Here is a 16,187-nt window from a genome sequence, read left to right as displayed (position 1 = left end):
GAGCTCCATCTCCCAGAATCGCACTGCATATCGCTTTGATCCCTTGGCTCTTCATGGGCTCGCTGTATCAGTGATGCATTGTTTTAGTCGATGCGAATCCGTGCCGCTGCCTTCGCTGCGATCAATATCGCCATTGGCATCGAGGTAGATGTGCGTATTGGACCATGTCGGGGTGATATTTACRCAGTGTCGGAGATCTTTATCGTTCCACCAAGAGACCTCCATGAAAAACTTCTCATCTGGAAACAAGAACCCATGATCTCGTGTGCTGCCGCCTGGAGGGAGGCCTCCTTTGTAAATCCGGTGTTGCACATTCCAGATGAACCGCAGTTCGTCAACGCCGTTCTTGGAGTAATGGACGATTGCGGTAGGCAACACAATAATTCGCCAGAGGACAATCAGCAAAAGCACCAGCAGGGGCAGTAATAGCGGTAGCAACGGAATCCATAGCCACTTAATGTAACGTGTTCTTGGTTTATTTACAGACGTGGACACGGACTCCATCCCCCCAGTTCTCTTATGGAACTGCCAGCACTTTATTCATGATCATCTACGCCGTCATCCCACCTTCAGGGTGCTGACTGGCGAGCTTTATACCGATGTTTATCGACACTTTATCACCCAATGTTCACAATTCAGTCCAAGGGCCGGCCGTAGAATGAGTGTCGGAGCATTTTATTTTTTTGATGTTGTACTCATTGCCGAGGGCATTCCGTTAATCGATCTGAATCGGTTGCACTAGTGTGACCGCTATCGAGAGCTCCATCTGCTCCAATATATATACGGGTCGTTGGCCACTTAGGACTTATCCTTACGCAATGACTTTTCCCTGAGACAGTCCAGTCGAACTGCATAAAGAAATTATCATCTTTAAAAATATGGCCAGGACCTCCTGTAGATTGGCCAGGGGAGATTCGCCCTCGAAATATATCGTGCTGAGTATTTAGAACAAAACTCAACTTCCCGACCCCCGCCTCTGAGAAATAGACTTTCACCCTCGGCACGGAGACATACCAGACAAAATACATCAGAAGCAATATTGCTAGCGGTCTACCCTTAAACAAAAGCAGCACCATTTACTTGCATTTGTGCCCCCCCCCAACCCGGAGTAAATCGCTAGCATTTCGTTAATCAAACCAATACCGACTTTTAATCTTGACGCATGTTAGGGCTTCACCAAATCCCATTGACACTCTTTCAGCCTATCCACATCTGCACCACTCCCTTTGCGCATATCAATGTTGCCGTCGGCGTCGAGAAAAATATGCATGTTGGGCCACTTCGGTGTGATGCTGATGCAGTGCCAACGCCCGTTCTCGGCTGCCCAAGAAAACTCCATGAAAAATTCGGTATCCGGAAATAGATATCCGTGGTCGCTGGTGGCACCTCCTGGGGACATCCGCCCCCTGTATATCCGGTCTTGAACGTTCCAGGTGTACCGCAATCCGCGCTCGGCATCCTTGGAATAATTGACGGTTGCACTGGGTAGAACATAAACATTCCAGAGGGCCATCAACTGCAGTACCAGCAGTGGCAGCAGCAGTGGTAAAAACGGAATCCATAGCCACCGTAAGTAACGAGATCGGGGGTTATTTACAGACGTGGACACGGACTCCATCTCCCCAGTTCTCTGGTGGAACTGCCAACACCTTATTCATGATCATCTGCGCTGTTATCCCGCCTTCAGGGTGCTGATTGGCGAGCTTTATACCGATGCTTATCGACACTCTATCAGCTACATCATCCCATGATCGCAATTCAGTCCAAGGGCTAGCTGTAGGACGAGGGCCAAGGAGCTCTCTATCCTCTTTGGGCGTTGTTCGTAACTCTTCGGCTTTGCGCAGGGTATCTGAGGCGATTTGCTCGGCCCCTGCTCCGTCTAGCAGTAAGCTTTCTGAAAGTCCACCTATGATTCCGACATAACCGTAGTGGATGTTCGACCAAATGTCGTAGTAGTAGAGATACTTCCCTTGCTTGTGTCGTACCCCGGGAAACAGCTCCCGAAGCTTCGGCTTGTGATCCCACTCCATGTTTTGACCCACTTGTTTAGTCCAGATCGCCATCGCCTCTAGCTTATTCATCAATGCAATTCCGTTGAAATTCGGTGGTCCCGCCAGTCTGGCGTACCAGGGTAACGCCCGAAATTTCCTGGCTTCCGCGCTGCTGTCGTAGCTCATCAGCTCTTTCATTTTCAACACGGACGGATGCTTGATGTTCCTATTCATCTCACCTGCGATGTAGCTGGCAAGCTCTTCCATCTGGTCTGGATGGTTACAGGCTTCGCTTCCACCAAGGTCGCCGGGTGGTGCAGAGATTTTATCTGCCAGCTTCAGATCAACCACATTAGGCTTGGCTGTAAAGCTGTTTTCAGCCGGAGCCGCCGATGAGCCCGCAGCCCTGGTGGCCGGCTGTGCAGGGCTTGCGTTGCTTTGATACGTGGCCGTCATTACGGAGGGGATCAGTCGAGCTTTACAGGGGCAATTGCTGTAACTGTCCAGCGTACCAGCCATGGGTTTTCCATGACTGATCATGTACGAAATGCCACCGACGATCCGATACGTCTTCCCGTCTTTTCCACAGGTGACCCGATCACCATCGCAGGCGTGGGCAACGCCATACATCATGATCCGGGTGTCACCATCCAGAACTTTGCCACCACAGGTGGTTCGGTCATTCAGACCGATGAAATGTCCTTCTTTCATTGAATTTCTTCTCCGTTACTTCCGGCCGAGTCCAGAAAGTTTTCGACCATCAGCTGCGTGAGCATTTAAGCAACGCAGCACTGAGACAGCCTTGGGCAGCGCCAGACTTCGTCACTCAGTCCGCGACCGATGACAAAAAATCCTCGCCCATCGACACACCTTCGCGCGCAATAAACACGTAGCCGCCTTGCGGTGTATTGATGATTTCGTCGCCATTGCTGAGCATGCTGCCGACCAGCGCCACATCATTGTTGTCTTGCCCTGCGCCGGTGATGATTTGCGCTGTACTGCCATCGGCATACAGGACGTAGTCGCCTGTTCGCGCTACGCGCACCGACCGTCCATTTTCCAACTTGAACTCCAGCGGCCCTGTCCCTTGCTGGATCACCCCGCCGTTACGGGTCTGGCTGCCCTCGGTTGCGCACCGGAAGATGGCGATAGCAGGATGAGTGTCGATGTAAGCCTGCTGTTGACGCACAACCACTTGGGCGTGCTCATGGAATTGCGCAATTTGCTGCTCAGTGAAGTGTGGATTGTCCAGACTGCGCAGATACTCTGGGGAAACATCGTTGGTATACAAAGGTTGCAAGGGTGCATTCATTTCAAAATCCTTATCCTTGGTAGGGTGTTCAGAAATAATGCGGCGGACGCTAACAGCGGCGCGACTCTCACGGCAGGGTCAAAAGAATGATTCAGAAATTTCGCCAAAAGAAACGATCCTTTTCCTACAGGATTGTTTCTAAAGCGTATTTATTGCGGAGCGCCCAAACAAAAACGCCCCGACCAAAGTCGGGGCGCTTCATGTGCCGCTAAAGGCTTAGCGCGGGAAGGCTGGCGGGTTTACACCGGCCATGTCTTCCATCACGCGAACCACCTGGCAGCTGTAACCGAACTCGTTGTCGTACCAAACGTACAGAACAACGCGGTTATCCTGGGTGATGGTCGCTTCCGCGTCCACTACGCCTGCGTGGCGCGAGCCAACGAAGTCGGTGGAAACCACTTCCTGGGAGCTCACGTAGTCGATCTGCTTGTGCAGATCCGAGTGCATGGCCATCTGGCGCAGGTACTCGTTGATCTCTTCGCGAGTGGTGGCCTTTTCCAGGTTCAGGTTCAGGATGGCCATCGACACGTTCGGCGTAGGAACGCGAATCGCGTTGCCGGTCAGCTTGCCCTTGAGCACTGGCAGCGCCTTGGCGGCTGCGGTGGCGGCACCGGTCTCGGTGATAACCATGTTCAGCGGCGCGGCGCGACCACGACGGCTGCCCTTGTGGAAGTTGTCGATCAGGTTCTGGTCGTTGGTGAACGAGTGAACGGTTTCGACGTGGCCGTTGATGATGCCGTACTTGTCGTTGACTGCCTTGAGCACCGGCACGATGGCGTTGGTGGTGCAGGAAGCCGCCGAGATGATCTTGTCGTCAGGGCTGATATCGCCATGGTTGATGCCATGCACGATGTTCTTCAGCGCGCCCTTGCCAGGTGCGGTGAGGATCACGCGGGCAGCGCCCGGGCAGGCCAGGTGCTGGCCCAGACCGTCAGCGTCACGCCATACACCGGTGTTGTCGACGATCAGAGCGTTTTCGATGCCGTACTGGGTGTAGTCGACTTCGGCCGGGCTCTTGGCGTAGATCACCTGGATCAGGTTGCCGTTGGCGGTGATGGTGTTGTTGGCTTCATCGATGGTGATGGTGCCATCGAACGGGCCATGGACCGAGTCGCGGCGCAGCAGGCTGGCACGCTTGACCAGGTCGTTCTCGGCGCCCTTGCGGACAACGATGGCGCGCAGGCGCAGGCCGTCGCCACCACCGGTTTTCTCGATCAGGATGCGCGCCAGCAGACGGCCGATACGACCGAAGCCGTAGAGGACAACGTCGGTGCCTTTGCGGGCGGATACGTTTTGCTGGCCAACCACGTCAGCCAGTTCTTCACGGACGAACTGCTCGGCAGTACGGCCATTGCCTTCGGCCTTGAATTTGGCCGCCAGCTTGCCCAGGTCCACCGAAGCGGCGCCGAGCTTGAGCTCGCTCATCGCCTTGATCAGCGGGAATGTTTCGTGGACGGACAGCTCGCTTTCGTCGGACTGACGGTGACGAGCAAAGCGGTGAGCTTTGAGAATCGCAATGACTGAACGATTGATCAGGCTGCGGCCATAGATCGAGCTCACCACGTTGTTATTGCGGTAGAGCTGACCGATAAGCGGAATCATCGCTTCTGCGAGTGCTTCACGGTCGATCCATTCACCAAGACACTGGTCGGGCTTCTGAGTCACGGGAACCTTCCACATGTAGGGGCAGAAAAAAGGGGCTACATTATGCCGCCGAGTGACCGCCGTAGCAATGCGCGCCCGTCGTGCTTTACGTAACAAATCGTCGTTCAAAAAACTTACGCATCGCGCCAGCCCAATAAAACCGGGGCTTGCAGCGCAGTCAATTTTTTGGAGGTCACGCCTCGTTATCCGTAACCCTCCGTAACACTCGTTGTTTTTGCCACTACATATTCAGTAATTTCTGGCAAAAAACCGCCGAATTTTGTCTTTACCACTACATTTCACCAAACCCGTGCTTTAGACGCAGTCAGCAACTGACAGGCGGCATCGTAGACCGCTACAATTACCGACTTTGTCGCAACGCTTGGAGCTCAACCTTCCGTGCCCGTTCTGCGTCTACCGCTTCTCCCTGCCGCGGCAGGTAAACAGCACTGGGGCAACCTGCCCGGTGCCGCCCTGAGCCTGGCCATTGCCGAGGCCGCCAGCGCTGCCAAGCGCTTTACCCTGCTGCTGACCGCCGACAGCCAAAGTGCCGAACGGCTGGAACAGGAGCTGGGTTTCTTCGCCCCGGATTTGCCCGTATTGCACTTTCCCGACTGGGAAACCCTGCCCTACGACCTGTTCTCGCCGCACCAGGACATCATTTCCCAGCGCATCGCCAGCCTGTACCGGCTGCCGGAGCTGAGCCATGGCGTGCTGGTGGTGCCGATCACGACCGCCCTGCATCGCCTCGCGCCGACCAAGTTCCTGCTCGGCAGCAGCCTGGTACTGGATATCGGCCAGAAGCTCGACGTCGAGCAAATGCGCACCCGGCTTGAAGCCACGGGTTATCGCTACGTCGATACGGTGTATGAACACGGCGAGTTCACCGTTCGCGGTTCGCTGATCGATCTGTTCCCGATGGGCAGCAAGCTGCCGTATCGCATCGATCTGTTCGACGACGAAATCGAAACCCTGCGCACCTTCGACCCGGAGAACCAGCGCTCCATCGACAAGGTCGACTCGGTCAAGCTGTTGCCGGCCAAGGAGTTTCCGCTACAGAAAGAAGCGGTCACCCGCTTCAAGGCGCGGTTTCGCGAGCGTTTTGACGTCGACTTCCGCCGCTGCCCGATCTTTCAGGACCTGAGCAGCGGGATTACCCCGGCCGGTATCGAGTACTACCTGCCGCTGTTCTTCGAAGAAACCTCGACCCTGTTCGATTACTTGCCCCAGGACACGCAAGTGTTCTCGCTGCCCGGTATCGAACAGGCCGCGGAAAACTTCTGGAACGACGTGCGCAATCGTTATGAAGAACGCCGCGTCGACCCGTCCCGTCCTTTATTACCACCCGCCGAACTGTTCCTGCCGGTGGAAGACTGCTTCGCGCGCCTGAAGAACTGGCCGCGCGTGGTGGCCAGTCAACAGGACGTGGAAAGCGGTAGCGGTCGCGAGCGCTTCCCCGCTCGGGAGCTGCCGAACCTGGCCATCGAAGCCAAGGCCACCCAGCCAATGGCAGCGCTGGCCGAATTCCTCGACCAGTTCCCCGGTCGCGTGCTGTTTACCGCCGAATCCGCAGGCCGCCGCGAAGTGTTGCTGGAGCTGCTGGAACGTCTGAAGCTGCGACCGAAAACCGTCGACAGCTGGCCGGACTTTGTCGCTGGCAAGGATCGCCTGGCGATCACCATCGCCCCGCTCGACGAAGGCTTGCTGCTCGACGACCCGGCCCTGGCCCTCGTCGCGGAAAGCCCGCTGTTCGGCCAGCGCGTGATGCAGCGCCGTCGCCGCGAAAAGCGCGCCGATGCCAACAACGATGCCGTGATCAAGAACCTCACCGAGCTGCGTGAAGGTGCGCCGGTGGTGCACATCGACCACGGTGTCGGTCGCTACCTGGGCCTGGCAACCCTGGAAATCGATAGCCAGACCGCTGAATTCCTCGCCCTGGAGTACGCCGAAGGCGCCAAGCTTTACGTGCCGGTGGCCAACCTGCACCTGATCGCCCGCTACACCGGCAGCGACGACGCCCTGGCCCCGCTGCACCGCCTCGGTTCCGAGACCTGGCAGAAAGCCAAGCGCAAAGCCGCCGAACAGGTGCGTGACGTGGCCGCCGAGTTGCTCGACATCTATGCCCGTCGTGCCGCCCGCGAAGGCTACGCTTTCGCCGATCCGAAAGCCGACTACGCCACCTTCAGCGCCGGCTTCCCGTTCGAAGAAACCCCGGACCAGCAAACCACCATCGAAGCGGTGCGCGAAGACATGCTCGCGCCCAAGCCAATGGATCGCCTGGTGTGCGGCGACGTCGGCTTCGGCAAGACCGAAGTGGCGATGCGCGCCGCGTTCATTGCCGTGCATGGCGGTCGCCAGGTGGCGATCCTGGTGCCGACCACCCTGCTCGCCCAGCAGCATTACAACAGCTTCCGCGACCGCTTCGCCGACTGGCCGGTGACTGTGGAAGTGATGAGCCGCTTCAAGTCGGCCAAGGAAGTGAATGCGGCGGTCGCGGACCTGGCCGAAGGCAAGATCGACATCGTCATCGGCACGCACAAGTTGCTGCAGGACGACGTGAAGATCAAAAACCTCGGCCTGGTGATTATCGACGAAGAACACCGTTTCGGCGTACGCCAGAAAGAACAGCTCAAGGCGCTGCGCAGTGAAGTCGACATCCTGACCCTGACCGCTACGCCGATTCCGCGCACGCTGAACATGGCGGTGTCGGGCATGCGCGATCTGTCGATCATCGCCACGCCGCCGGCTCGTCGTCTGTCGGTACGCACCTTCGTCATGGAGCAGAACAAGAGCACGGTCAAAGAGGCCTTGCTGCGTGAGTTGCTGCGTGGCGGTCAGGTCTATTACTTGCACAACGACGTGAAGACCATCGAGAAATGTGCCGCCGACCTCGCCGAGCTGGTACCGGAAGCACGGATCGCTATCGGTCATGGGCAGATGCGCGAACGCGATCTCGAACAGGTGATGAGCGACTTCTACCACAAGCGCTTCAACGTGCTGATCGCCTCGACCATCATCGAGACCGGCATCGACGTGCCGAGCGCCAACACCATCATCATCGAGCGTGCCGACAAGTTCGGCCTGGCACAGTTGCACCAGTTGCGCGGCCGGGTCGGACGCAGCCACCACCAGGCCTACGCCTACCTGCTGACGCCGCCACGCCAGCAAATCACCCCGGACGCGGAAAAGCGCCTGGAAGCGATTGCCAACACCCAGGACCTCGGCGCGGGCTTCGTGCTCGCCACCAACGACCTGGAAATCCGTGGCGCCGGCGAACTGCTCGGCGACGGCCAGAGCGGGCAGATCCAGGCCGTCGGCTTCACGCTGTACATGGAAATGCTCGAGCGCGCAGTAAAGTCGATCCGCAAGGGCGAGCAGCCGAACCTCGACCAACCGCTCGGCGGTGGTCCGGAAGTCAACTTGCGCGTGCCGGCGTTGATTCCCGAGGACTACCTGCCGGACGTTCACGCCCGCCTGATTCTCTACAAGCGCATCGCCTCGGCCACCGATGAGGACGGCCTCAAGGATTTGCAGGTGGAGATGATTGACCGTTTCGGCCTGTTGCCGGAACCGACCAAGAACCTGATCCGCATCACTGCATTGAAATTGCAGGCCGAGCAACTGGGCATCAAGAAAGTCGATGGCGGCCCCCAAGGCGGTCGCGTCGAGTTCGCCGCACAGACGCCGGTCGACCCGCTGACCCTGATCAAACTGATCCAGAGCCAGCCAAAACGCTACAAATTCGAAGGCGCCACGATGTTCAAGTTCATGGTTCCGATGGAGCGCCCGGAAGAGCGCTTTAATACTGTAGAGGCGCTGTTCGAGCGCCTCGTTCCGAAAACTGCTTGAAGGACGCCGCATGCGCCTGTTTCGCTCACTGACCTTGCTGACCCTGTTGATGCCAGCACTGGTTGCACCCACGGCATTTGCCGATGACCTGTATCAGGTCGAAATGATTCTGGTCCGTCAAAACGCCGTGCCGGCGATTGTCAGCCGCGCCGCACCGGAAGACTGGGCCGCTGGCGCCCAACCCGTCAGCCCCGACAGCCTGCGTACACCAAGCCTGAATGGCGAGGTGGAAAAACTCACCAGCAGCGCCGACTACACGGTGTTGCTGCACAAGGCCTGGCAACAGACTCTCGGCGAAAACGCCAGCAAAGTGGCGATCAGCGACGGCAAGGAACAATATGGTCAGTTCCCGATCGAGGGCACGCTGAACATGACGCTGGGACGCTTTACCGACGTCGACGCCGATTTCTGGGTCAATCAGATCGATGCCAATGGCATGGTGACCGCCAGCGAGCGCCTGAAACAGGAAAGCCACACCAAGAACGGCCAGTTGAACTTCCTCGACAACGGCCACCTCGGCCTGCTGATCAAGATCACCTCGCTGACCGCTCCCGCACCCCGAGCAGCTCCCGAAGAAATTCCGGACTGATTCCCTATGTCCGCGACCCTGAGCAAACCCCTGGCACCATCCTGGGTCAGCCGATTCAAGGAACAGAGCCTGGAGCGTGGTCGCCGTTACGCGCTGGAGAATCGTGTCAGGATCGTCGAGGCCGGTGACGCCACGATCATTGCCGCCTGCGAAGGCTCTGGCAGTAACGTTTACCGTCAGACCATTCGCCTGCGCGAGTCAGCCAAGGGCACGCTGCTGATGGTCGACGCCACCTGCTCCTGCCCGGTCCACATCAACTGCAAACATTGCGCAGCGGTGCTCCTGCAAGTGCAGGAAACCCTCGACTACCCCGCTGCCGCCAAAGACGCCGAACTTCTGGAAAAACTCCAGGCAGTCCTGGAAAACCGCAGCCCGAAAGCCCCGCCGCAAGTGCTGGTGGACAATGTGCAGCCCGTCCCGCGCCTGTGGCTGGCCAGCATCGAGTTCAGCGCGTTCGAACCGCGCAACGGCCGAATGCAGCGGTACATTCAGCATCGGGCGGCGCTGTCTTTCAGCTACCTGGACGAGTACGTGTCCGGGCAGAGAAACTCCGACATCCTGATTCGTCAGGAAACCCAGACGCTGCGGATAAAACGCCACCCGGAAGTGGAACAGTCCTACCGGGAACAGCTGCGAATCCTCGGTTTCAAAGTCGCCACCCGGCAAAGCAAGGCCTTGCCGGAAAGTGCCGGCGAGCTGTTCGAGATGGTCAATGACAGCGCCTGGCTGACCTTTACCCTCAATGAACTGCCGAAGTTGCGCACCCAGGGCTGGGAATTGCAGATCGACGAGGACTTCGGTTTCGACCTGACGGTGGTAGACGACTGGTACGCAACGGTCGAACAGGCACCGGAGCGCGACTGGTTCGACCTGGAACTGGGGATCATCGTCAACGGCGAACGCCTGAGCCTGTTGCCGATCCTGCTCAACCTGATGCGCTCCCACACCGAAATCCTCAACCCGGAACGCCTGGCCCGACGCCGCGACGACGAGCTGATCCTGGTCAACATCCCCAATCGCCCGAACTCCGAGTACGGCCCGCTGCAAGTCGCCCTGCCCTTCGGCCGCTTGAAGCCGGTGCTGGCCACCCTCGGCGAGTTCTACCTGCAGGAGCCCGGCGACACCACGCTGCGCCTGAGCAAGGCCGATGCCACGCGCCTGAACCCGCTGGAAGACATGCCACTACTGTGGGAGGGTGGCGAACAGATCCGCACCCTTGCCCAGCGGCTGCGCGACATCAAGGACCACACGGCCACCGCCCCGGACGGCCTGAATGCGACGCTGCGTCCGTATCAGCTCGAAGGCTTGAGCTGGATGCAGTCGCTGCGACAACTGGAAGTGGGTGGAATTCTCGCGGACGACATGGGCCTGGGCAAAACCCTGCAGACACTGGCGCATGTTCTGAGCGAGAAAAACGCCGGCCGCCTCGATCGGCCGTGCATGGTCGTAATGCCGACCAGCCTGATTCCCAACTGGCTCGACGAAGCGGCGCACTTTACGCCGCAGCTCAAGGTACTGGCGCTATACGGTGCCAGCCGCAAAAAGCACTTCGACAAGCTGGCTGACTACGATCTGATCCTGACCACCTATGCGCTGCTGCCCAAGGATGTCGAACGCCTGGCGGCGCAGCCCTTGCACATACTGGTGCTGGACGAAGCGCAATACATCAAGAACCCGAGCAGCAAGGCCGCCCAGGCTGCCCGTGAGCTCAATGCCCGGCAACGCCTGTGCCTGAGCGGCACGCCGCTGGAAAACCATCTGGGCGAGCTGTGGTCGCTGTTTCACTTCCTCTTGCCCGGCTGGTTGGGCGACGTCAAAAGCTTCAACCGCGATTACCGCGTGCCGATTGAAAAACGCACCAGCGAGGTCAGGCTCCAGCACCTCAACGGCCGGATCAAACCTTTCCTGCTGCGCCGCACCAAGGAACAGGTGGCCACCGAGTTGCCACCGAAAACCGAGATCATCCACTGGGTCGAACTCAACGAGGCCCAACGCGACGTGTACGAAACCATGCGCCTGGCCATGGACAAGAAAGTCCGCGACGAGATCACCCGCAAAGGCGTGGCCCGCAGCCAGATCATCATTCTCGAAGCGCTGCTGAAACTGCGCCAGGTGTGCTGCGATTTGCGCCTGGTCAACGAGGCGACCCTGCCAAGCCGTGGCAGCACGTCAGGCAAGCTCGACAGCCTGATGGAAATGCTCGAGGAATTGTTCGAAGAAGGTCGACGGATCCTCCTGTTCTCGCAGTTCACTTCAATGCTGTCGCTGATCGAAGACGAACTGAACAAACGCGGCGTGGCCTACGCCCTGCTGACCGGCCAGACCCGCGACCGCCGCACGCCGGTGAAGGAATTCCAGAGCGGCAAGCGTCAGATATTTCTGATCAGCCTGAAGGCCGGTGGCGTTGGCCTGAACCTGACCGAAGCGGACACGGTGATTCATTACGATCCGTGGTGGAACCCGGCGACGGAAAACCAGGCGACTGACCGGGCGTATCGCATCGGCCAGGAGAAGCCGGTGTTCGTTTATAAACTGATTGCGCGCGGCACGGTGGAAGAAAAGATTCAGCACCTGCAAAAGGAAAAATCCGACCTCGCGGCCGGCGTGCTGGATGGGCGCAAGGCCGGGGACTGGAAACTGCAGGGCGATGATATCGAAGCGCTGTTTGCGCCGCTGCCGGAAAACCTCGAAAAACGCTGAGATTTGCGGCGCCTGAACCGGCCTCTTCGCTGGCAAGCCAGCTCCCACAGGTTCAGTGGCGTTCGTAGAATTTGTATTCGACGCGACACTGTAGGAGCTGGCTTGCCAGCGAAGGAAGCCACTCGGTGTCGAGTGAACTCAGCCCTTGAGCACCCGCGCCAATGTCGATTTCACCTTGCCCATGCCGTCATGCAACGCCTGCTCGATTTCGGCCATGGTGATCACCGCCGTCGACTTGCCCGCCGCCGGGTTCACCACCAGCGCCAGACAGGCGTAATCCAGTTCCAGTTCCCGGGCCAGGGCGGCCTCCGGCATACCGGTCATGCCGACGATGTCGCAGCCATCGCGCTCCAGCCGGGCGATTTCAGCCACTGTCTCCAGGCGCGGCCCTTGAGTGCACGCATACACGCCATGACTGCTGTAGCCCACACCTTCCGCCGCCAATGCCGCGATCAGTTGCTGGCGCAACGGTTCGCTGTAGGGGTAGCTGAAGTCGATATGGGTGACCTGCTCCAGGTCATCGGCAAAGTAGGTGTGCTCACGACCGCTGGTGTAGTCGATCAACTGATGCGGCACGCAGAAATGCCCTGTGCCCATGGCTGAGTGAATTCCACCCACGGCATTGACTGCGAGAATCGCTTGCGCCCCTGCCTGCTTCAGCGCCCAGAGGTTGGCGCGGTAGTTGACCTGATGCGGCGGAAAACGATGGGGATGACCGTGACGCGCGAGAAAAAGCACTTCCTTGCCGGCATACTCGCCGATCTGAATGTCGGCCGAAGGTGCACCATAAGGCGTGTCCACTGCCAGTGACTGGCGAATGCTCAGGCCTTCGAGTTGAGTCAGGCCAGTGCCACCGATAATCGCGTAAACCGTCATAACGAACAGTCCTTAATCAATCAATTGAGCTTCTTTGAGCGCGCCGACAGCGGCCAGCCAGCGCGGGTCCTGACGGTATTCGGTGCTGGCGAACGACTGGCCGCGCATCCGCGCAATGCGCTCGGAAGGCTTGACCTTCAGACGCTGGGCAGCGCTCAGGGCGAGCTCGGCAGCCGCACGGTCGTTGCACACCAGGCCCATGTCGCAACCGGCAGTCAGCGCCGCTTCGATACGGCTGGCGGCATCGCCGACCACGTGGGCGCCCGCCATGGACAGGTCGTCACTGAAGATCACCCCGTCGAACTGCAACTCGCCACGCAGGATGTCCTGCAACCAGCGGCGGGAGAAACCAGCGGGCTGGGTATCGACTTGTGGATAAATAACGTGGGCCGGCATGACCGCGGCCAGCTGCTTGCTCAATTTGGCAAACGGCACCAGGTCGTTGGCACGGATCTCGTCGAGGCTGCGCTCATCATTCGGGATCGCGACGTGGGAATCCGCTTCCGCCCAGCCGTGACCGGGGAAATGCTTGCCGGTGGCCGCCATGCCTGCGCTGTTCATCCCGCGGATGAATGCACCGGCCAATTGAGCGGCGCGCTCCGGGTTACCCTCGAACGAACGGGTACCCACCACCGCACTGCGCTGGTAATCGAGGTCGAGCACCGGGGCGAAGCTCAGGTCCAGGCCGACGGCCAGCACTTCGGTCGCCATGATCCAGCCGCACTGCTCGGCCAGGTACTCGGCGTTCGGGTTGTCGGCGATGGCGCGCATGGCGGGCAAGCGCACGAAACCCTGGCGCAGGCGCTGCACACGACCGCCCTCCTGGTCCACAGCCAGCAACAAGTCGGGACGGACGGCTCTGATCGCCGCACTCAATTCACGCACCTGGCGTGGGTGCTCGATGTTACGGGCAAAGATGATCAGGCCGCCCACTTCGGGCTGGCGCAACAATTGGCGATCTTCAGCCGTCAGCCAGGTACCGGCGACGTCCACCATCAACGAGCCTTGCAAGCCAGCAGTCATAAAAATTCCTTGATAACAGAAAACCCGGCCCACACGAATTCGCCGCCGGGCGCTGTGCCCGGCAGGTCGGCGATATCAATGGAAAACGGGTTCAGAACGAGAGTCGGCATGGGCGGCTAGCTTAGCGGATGTCGGCTGCCGCGCCCACCCGTGTGCGGTTAAACCTTGGCGGCAACCGGTGTCGATTTGCTGCGTGGACGCAACTGGGCAGTGGCCATGGCCGCGTCCGTCACACCGGATTCGGCACGCATGCCGGCGGCCAGGAATGGCACCATCAGACGCATGACCTGCTCGATCGAGGTATTCACGCCGAAGTCGGTTTCAGCAATCGCCCGCAAGGCCTTGATACCGGACATGCTGAACGCCGCAGCACCGAGCATGAAGTGCACGCGCCAGAACAGCTCGATGGGCGGAATACGCGGTGCCGCGTCGTTGACCAGTATCATGTAGCGGCGGAACACCTTGCCGTACATGTCTTCCAGATAACGACGCAAGTGCCCCTGGCTCTGACTGAACGCCAGTCCCAGCAAACGCATGAAGATAGACAGGTCGTTGCCACTGCGCGGCTGCACCACCAGAGCCTGCTCGACGAGGATTTCCAGCAACTCTTCGAGTGTCGGCCTGATTTCAGGTTTGGCCAGGCGCCGCTCCAGCTCTTTATCGAGACTGATGCAGAACGGCCCGAGGAACCGCGAGAAAACCGCCTGGATCAACGCCTTCTTCGAACCGAAGTGATAGTTCACCGCCGCCAGGTTGACACCGGCCTTGCTGGTGATCAGGCGCAACGAGGTTTCGGCGAAACCTTTTTCCGCGAACAACTGCTCGGCAGCATCGAGAATGCGTTCAACGGTTTCCGACTGGGCCATGGCTACTCCGCCTGACAAACACTTGTTTGAAACATACGTTTCAGCCTGCGCCTTGTCAAGCCTGGCAGTTCGTTTCGGGAATGGTCGGTCAGACATTTAACCACACAACAGCGAAGCTTCAATCCACTGCCTGATTGACCGTCCGGCGGCCATTAAAAAAAGGAGCATTGCCAAGACCGGCTCACTGTATATAATCCCAGTCACTGTATAAAAAAACAGAGCGATCAATATGCTAAAGCTGACGCCACGCCAAGCCGAGATTCTGGCCTTCATCAAACGCTGCCTGGAAGACAACGGTTATCCACCTACCCGCGCGGAAATCGCTCAGGAACTGGGTTTCAAATCACCCAACGCGGCGGAAGAACACCTCAAGGCACTGGCCCGCAAGGGTGCAATCGAGATGACGCCTGGCGCCTCCCGTGGCATTCGCATCCCCGGCTTCGAAGCCAAGGCCGACGATTCCACCCTGCCGATCATTGGCCGGGTCGCAGCCGGCGCCCCGATTCTTGCGCAGCAACACATCGAAGAGTCCTGCAACATCAATCCCGCCTTCTTCCATCCGCGCGCCGACTACCTGCTGCGCGTCCATGGGATGAGCATGAAGGATATCGGCATTTTCGACGGTGACCTGCTGGCGGTCCACACCACCCGCGAAGCCCGTAACGGCCAGATCGTGGTGGCGCGAATCGGCGACGAAGTGACCGTCAAGCGCTTCAAGCGTGAAGGCAGCAAAGTCTGGCTGATCGCCGAGAACCCCGAGTTCGCCCCGATTGAAGTGAACCTTCAAGACCAGGAACTGGTGATCGAAGGCTTGAGTGTCGGCGTCATTCGCCGCTAAAGGAGGCACCATGCAGTTCCCACAGCCATCACCACAGCAAACCCAACTGCCGTTGTTCGAAGCGTTCATGGCGCAGCCATTGGCGCCGATTCTGAAAGACGTAGTCGAGTCCCCCTGGAGCGCCGAACCTGACGTTTTCAGCGAGCTGTCACTGCGTGGTGCAACCGGGAACTGCCTGAGCCTGCTGGCACCGATCCTCAGGGAATTGAGCCAGGACCAGGATGCACGCTGGCTGACACTGATCGCGCCACCCGCCAGCCTGACTCAAGCCTGGCTGCGAGATGCCGGCCTCAACCGCGAGCGCATTCTGTTGCTGCAACCGCGGGGCACCCAGAGCGCCCAGCAACTGACCTGCGAAGCGCTGCGCCTGGGTCGCAGCCACACGGTAGTCAGCTGGATCAACCCGTTGAGCCCGCAATCGCGGCAACAACTGATCAGCGCCGCCCGCACCGGGGACGCTCAGAGCCTGAATATTCGTTTGGGCTAACTGACAGACAGG

At 59.0% G+C, this 16,187-nt stretch carries 13 protein-coding genes; 5 read left to right on the top strand and 8 right to left on the bottom strand.

Annotated features, from left to right (window positions below; all coding sequences use genetic code 11):
• Positions 1–51: 51 nt before the first annotated feature.
• The 5 genes from AC1DXW_RS08540 to AC1DXW_RS08520 form a co-directional block, all read right to left on the bottom strand.
• Positions 52–495 carry a hypothetical protein gene (locus AC1DXW_RS08540; protein ID WP_477757136.1) on the bottom strand — a complete coding sequence of 148 codons (444 nt, stop codon included), beginning with the start codon at positions 493–495 and terminating at the stop codon, positions 52–54.
• Positions 496–1,165: 670 nt separating this feature from the next.
• Positions 1,166–1,609, bottom strand: a complete 444-nt coding sequence (locus AC1DXW_RS08535; RefSeq protein WP_477756679.1) for a hypothetical protein — start codon at positions 1,607–1,609, stop codon at positions 1,166–1,168.
• Positions 1,590–2,702 carry a polymorphic toxin type 44 domain-containing protein gene (locus AC1DXW_RS08530; protein ID WP_477759925.1) on the bottom strand — a complete coding sequence of 371 codons (1,113 nt, stop codon included), beginning with the start codon at positions 2,700–2,702 and terminating at the stop codon, positions 1,590–1,592. The genes AC1DXW_RS08535 and AC1DXW_RS08530 overlap by 20 nt, the downstream gene beginning before the upstream one ends.
• 115 nt (positions 2,703–2,817) lie before the next feature.
• On the bottom strand, positions 2,818–3,303 hold the full coding sequence (locus AC1DXW_RS08525; protein WP_477759924.1) for a hypothetical protein: 486 nt from the start codon (positions 3,301–3,303) through the stop codon (positions 2,818–2,820).
• A gap of 216 nt (positions 3,304–3,519) precedes the next feature.
• Positions 3,520–4,983, bottom strand: a complete 1,464-nt coding sequence (locus AC1DXW_RS08520) for a glyceraldehyde-3-phosphate dehydrogenase (protein WP_477756617.1) — start codon at positions 4,981–4,983, stop codon at positions 3,520–3,522.
• A gap of 363 nt (positions 4,984–5,346) precedes the next feature.
• Between AC1DXW_RS08520 and mfd the strand changes: the two genes are divergently transcribed.
• The 3 genes from mfd to AC1DXW_RS08505 are packed head-to-tail and all read left to right on the top strand — an operon-like array spanning position 5,347 to position 12,085.
• Positions 5,347–8,796, top strand: a complete 3,450-nt coding sequence (mfd, locus tag AC1DXW_RS08515) for a transcription-repair coupling factor (protein WP_477759923.1) — start codon at positions 5,347–5,349, stop codon at positions 8,794–8,796.
• A 10-nt stretch (positions 8,797–8,806) separates the two neighbouring features.
• The gene (locus AC1DXW_RS08510; RefSeq protein WP_477755305.1) at positions 8,807–9,385 is read left to right on the top strand and encodes a CsiV family protein; all 579 of its coding nucleotides are present in this window, start codon (positions 8,807–8,809) and stop codon (positions 9,383–9,385) included.
• Between the two features lie 6 nt (positions 9,386–9,391).
• Positions 9,392–12,085, top strand: coding sequence for an SNF2-related protein (locus AC1DXW_RS08505; protein ID WP_477759922.1), 2,694 nt, complete (start codon positions 9,392–9,394; stop codon positions 12,083–12,085).
• Between the two features lie 138 nt (positions 12,086–12,223).
• On the opposite strand, the gene AC1DXW_RS08500 is transcribed toward AC1DXW_RS08505, so the two are convergent.
• From AC1DXW_RS08500 to AC1DXW_RS08490, 3 genes are all read right to left on the bottom strand, one after another.
• A complete protein-coding gene (locus tag AC1DXW_RS08500; protein WP_477755307.1) occupies positions 12,224–12,961 on the bottom strand; it encodes an S-methyl-5'-thioinosine phosphorylase in 738 nt (245 codons plus the stop codon).
• Positions 12,962–12,973: 12 nt separating this feature from the next.
• Entirely contained in the window at positions 12,974–13,984 is a 1,011-nt protein-coding gene (gene nagZ, locus AC1DXW_RS08495; RefSeq protein ID WP_477759921.1) for a beta-N-acetylhexosaminidase, read from the bottom strand.
• A gap of 158 nt (positions 13,985–14,142) precedes the next feature.
• On the bottom strand, positions 14,143–14,850 hold the full coding sequence (locus AC1DXW_RS08490) for a TetR/AcrR family transcriptional regulator (protein ID WP_477755309.1): 708 nt from the start codon (positions 14,848–14,850) through the stop codon (positions 14,143–14,145).
• A 229-nt stretch (positions 14,851–15,079) separates the two neighbouring features.
• Here AC1DXW_RS08490 and lexA point away from each other — a divergent pair, with 229 nt between their 5' ends.
• Together lexA and sulA are read left to right on the top strand one after the other, a co-directional pair.
• On the top strand, positions 15,080–15,688 hold the full coding sequence (lexA, locus tag AC1DXW_RS08485; RefSeq protein ID WP_477755310.1) for a transcriptional repressor LexA: 609 nt from the start codon (positions 15,080–15,082) through the stop codon (positions 15,686–15,688).
• Positions 15,689–15,698: 10 nt separating this feature from the next.
• A complete protein-coding gene (gene sulA / locus AC1DXW_RS08480; RefSeq protein ID WP_477755311.1) occupies positions 15,699–16,175 on the top strand; it encodes an SOS-induced cell division inhibitor SulA in 477 nt (158 codons plus the stop codon).
• Positions 16,176–16,187: the final 12 nt, after the last annotated feature.

The sequence above is a fragment of the Pseudomonas sp. P4_C4 genome (genome assembly GCF_056402055.1).
The sequence above is the reverse complement of the archived record's forward strand: the minus strand, read 5'-3'. Positions and strand labels throughout refer to the sequence as shown.

Excerpts from the sequence above, each read along its gene's own strand:
- AC1DXW_RS08530 (WP_477759925.1), bottom strand. The coding sequence starts at position 2,702 with ATGAAAGAAGGACATTTCATCGGTCTGAATGACCGAACCACCTGTGGT.
- AC1DXW_RS08525 (WP_477759924.1), bottom strand. The coding sequence starts at position 3,303 with ATGAATGCACCCTTGCAACCTTTGTATACCAACGATGTTTCCCCAGAG.
- AC1DXW_RS08520 (WP_477756617.1), bottom strand. The coding sequence starts at position 4,983 with ATGTGGAAGGTTCCCGTGACTCAGAAGCCCGACCAGTGTCTTGGTGAA.
- AC1DXW_RS08510 (WP_477755305.1), top strand. The coding sequence starts at position 8,807 with ATGCGCCTGTTTCGCTCACTGACCTTGCTGACCCTGTTGATGCCAGCA.
- AC1DXW_RS08505 (WP_477759922.1), top strand. The coding sequence starts at position 9,392 with ATGTCCGCGACCCTGAGCAAACCCCTGGCACCATCCTGGGTCAGCCGA.
- AC1DXW_RS08500 (WP_477755307.1), bottom strand. The coding sequence starts at position 12,961 with ATGACGGTTTACGCGATTATCGGTGGCACTGGCCTGACTCAACTCGAA.
- nagZ (WP_477759921.1), bottom strand. The coding sequence starts at position 13,984 with ATGACTGCTGGCTTGCAAGGCTCGTTGATGGTGGACGTCGCCGGTACC.
- AC1DXW_RS08490 (WP_477755309.1), bottom strand. The coding sequence starts at position 14,850 with ATGGCCCAGTCGGAAACCGTTGAACGCATTCTCGATGCTGCCGAGCAG.
- lexA (WP_477755310.1), top strand. The coding sequence starts at position 15,080 with ATGCTAAAGCTGACGCCACGCCAAGCCGAGATTCTGGCCTTCATCAAA.
- sulA (WP_477755311.1), top strand. The coding sequence starts at position 15,699 with ATGCAGTTCCCACAGCCATCACCACAGCAAACCCAACTGCCGTTGTTC.